The 3,192-nt window shown below is 64.2% G+C and carries 3 protein-coding genes; all 3 read left to right on the forward strand.

Annotated elements, in window-relative coordinates:
- The coding region (locus AC1VAN_RS16455; protein WP_480986213.1) for a glutaredoxin domain-containing protein at positions 1-199 on the forward strand (199 nt) is incomplete at its 5' end.
- Positions 196-993 carry an SDR family NAD(P)-dependent oxidoreductase gene (locus AC1VAN_RS16460; protein ID WP_025875262.1) on the forward strand — a complete coding sequence of 266 codons (798 nt, stop codon included), beginning with the start codon at positions 196-198 and terminating at the stop codon, positions 991-993. The genes AC1VAN_RS16455 and AC1VAN_RS16460, both read left to right, overlap by 4 nt.
- A 208-nt stretch (positions 994-1,201) precedes the next feature.
- The coding region (locus tag AC1VAN_RS16465) for a TonB-dependent receptor (RefSeq protein WP_480986214.1) at positions 1,202-3,192 on the forward strand (1,991 nt) is incomplete at its 3' end.

Genomic DNA, 3,192 nt, shown 5'->3' on the forward strand with positions numbered 1-3,192 from the left:
CGCAGGCGCCGTCGCGCTGCGCACGGTCAATGTGCTGGAAGAGCCGGAGATCCGCGCCAATCTGCCGCGCTTCTCCAATCTGCCCACCTTCCCGCAGCTGTTCATCAACGGCGAGTTGATTGGCGGCTGCGACATCGTCATGGAACTGTTCGAAGCCGGCGAGCTCAAGCGCATCGTCGAAGAGGCTGCGCAGGGATGAGCGCCTGGCCATCGACGTCACCGGCAGACGGGGCGCTTGATGGCCGCCCATTGCAGGACCGTGTGGTGCTCATTGCCGGTGCGGGCGGCGGGCTCGGCAGCGCTGCCGCTGTTGCAGCCGCTGAGGCGGGGGCGACCGTGGTCCTGCTGGGGCGCAAGCCACGAAGGCTGGACCGGGTCTACGCCCAGGTGCAGGCGGTTGGGCCGGAGCCCCTGTTGTACCCGTTGGACCTGGAAGGTGCCGGTCCCGACGACTATGCCGAACTGGCCCAGGCGGTGGCGCAGGAGCTGGGGCGCCTTGATGGCCTGCTGGTCTGCGCGGCCCACTTTCCCGGCCTGACCCCGTTCGAGCTGGCCGACCCGGCCAGCTTCGCCCGCGCCGTGCACGTCACCCTGACCGCTCCGGCTTGGCTGGCCCAGGCCTGCCTGCCGTTGCTGCGCCAGCGTGAAGATGCGGCGCTGGTATTCACCGTGGATGCCCCTGAGCGGGTGGGGCAGGCGTACTGGGGCGGCTACGGTGTCGCCCAGCACGGCCTGCGCGGGCTGATCGGCAGCCTGCATGACGAGCTGGCCCGCAGCCCGGTGCGGGTGAGTGGCCTGTATCCTGGCCCCTTGCGTACCGCCCTGCGTGCGCGGGCCTATTCGATCGACCAGGACCCGGCCGCATGCGGCCCCGAGGCCGCCGCGGCAGCGGCCGTGACCCTGTTGTCCGCTGCCGGACTGGCGTGGCGCGGGCAGGTGCTCGATGCGGGCAATCCGCCATCGACGAGTGAAGACGTTCGTAAAGCGGAATGAAGATTCCGTCACGATAGCGTTGCGATCCGGTGCCGTTTGTCGCACAACCGTCACATTGAAAGCGTAGCGTGTTAATCTAGTGTTAACCGTTGCGGCAGCTGCCGTTCACGGTAGGGAACCCCAGATAAATGTCCGAACAGCCGCCCGCAAGGCTGCTTGGATGCGCTTTTTTTCCGCCATCGCCAACTCGCATCGAGGCTACCGAACAATGACTCACCCATTCCGGATGTCCAAGCTCACCCTTGGTCTCGTGGCTGCGCTCGCCGCCGCTCCCGCCTTCGCCCAGAGCACCTCTGCCGGTGTCGGCGGCCAGGTCGTGTCCAATGCGGGCGCGCCTGTTGCTGGTGCTGAAGTCACCATCACCCACACCGAATCGGGCACCGTTTCGCGTGCGACCACCGATGCGTCGGGTCGTTACAACGCGCGCGGCCTGCGCGTGGGTGGTCCGTACACCATCACCATCACCAAGCCGGGTGAGGGCACCAAGACCGAAGAGGGCGTGTACCTCAACCTGAACCAGGTCAACACGGTCAACGCCAACCTGGCCGGCGATGTTGCCGCCACCAATCTGGATGCCGTCCAGGTCGTGGCTGCCGCAGTGGGCAGCGACCTGTTCAGCGCCTACAAGATGGGCACCGGCACCAACGTCAACCGCGAAACGCTGGAGTCGCTGCCGTCGGTGAACCGCAACATCCAGGATTACATCCGCCTCGATCCGCGCATCTCGCAGGTCAGCAAGGCCGACGGTGCCATCTCGGTCGGTGGTCAGAACACCCGTTACAACGCGATCCGCATCGATGGCATCGGTGCCGGCGATCCGTTCGGCCTGGAATCCAACAACCTGCCGACCGAGCGTCAGCCGGTGTCGATGGATGCGATCCAGGAAATCAACATCGACATCGCCAACTACGACACCACCATTGCCGGCGGTACGGGCGCGGTGATCAATGCGGTGACCAAGTCGGGTACCAACAACTTCGGCGGCACCGTGTATTACGCGTACCGCGACAAGGACATGGTCCGCAAGAACCTGGACGATGTCCGCTTCAACGGTTTTGATGACGAAAAGACCTACGGCATGACCTTCGGCGGCCCGATCGTCAAGGACAAGCTGTTCTTCTTCGCCAACTACGAAAAGATGGAGCGTTCGGCCCCGGGCGTCAGCCTGACCGATTCGCCGTACGGCAAGGGCACCATCACCGATGCCGACATCACCCGCGCGCAGCAGATCGCGACCGGTTACGGCTTCGACGCAGGTTCGCTCAACGCCCCGGCCAACAAGACCGAGGTCGAAGAGTACGCGCTGAAGATCGACTGGAACATCAACGAGAACCACCGTGCCGCGGTGCGTTACAACAAGCTCGAGCAGAATGTTGTCCGCTTCCCGCAGATCAGCAACAGCGCGGTTTCGCTGAGCACCTTCTGGTACCAGCAGCCGAAGACCTACGAATCCTGGATGGGCGAGCTGTTCAGCGACTGGTCCGAGAATTTCTCGACCGAGTTCAAGATCTCGCACAAGGAATACACCTCGGTCCGTACCACGCCGTCGAGCCTGCCGCAGATCCAGATCCGTGGTTTTGGCGCCAGCGGCAATGACTCGCTGTACTTCGGTACCGAGCAGAACTCGCACGTCAACGCGGTCGAGAGCAAGGAGCTGAGCGCCTTCGGTGCCGCCACCTGGTACGTCGGCGACCACACCGTCAAGTTCGGCTTCGACTACTCCGACAACGACCTGCTGAACTACTACGGTCGTAACGTCAACGGCGCGTATGTGTTCAACAACCTCAGCGATTTCGCTGCAGGTCGCGTCAACCAGTACGTTGTGCGTGCGCCGCGCGCCGGCGGCAGCTACGACGACATCCCGGCCAAGTACACGCTGAAGAACACCGGCCTGTTCATCCAGGACAGCTGGGCCATCAACAGCAACCTGACCGTGCAGGCCGGCGTCCGCGTCGACATGCCGGACTTCGGCACGCAGAAGCTGTACAACCCGCGCATCATGGAACTGTACGGCTACGACAACACCCAGCTGCCCGACAGCAAGCTGGTGCAGCCGCGCTTCGGCTTCAACTACACCTTCGACAGCGATCGTCCGACCCAGCTGCGCGGCGGTGTGGGCCTGTTCGGTGGCGCGGCCCCGAACGTGTGGCTGGCAGGTGCCTACCAGAACACCGGCCTGAACTACACCGAGTACACCGT

It is taken from the genome of Stenotrophomonas sp. 05L44_2 (assembly GCF_056665995.1).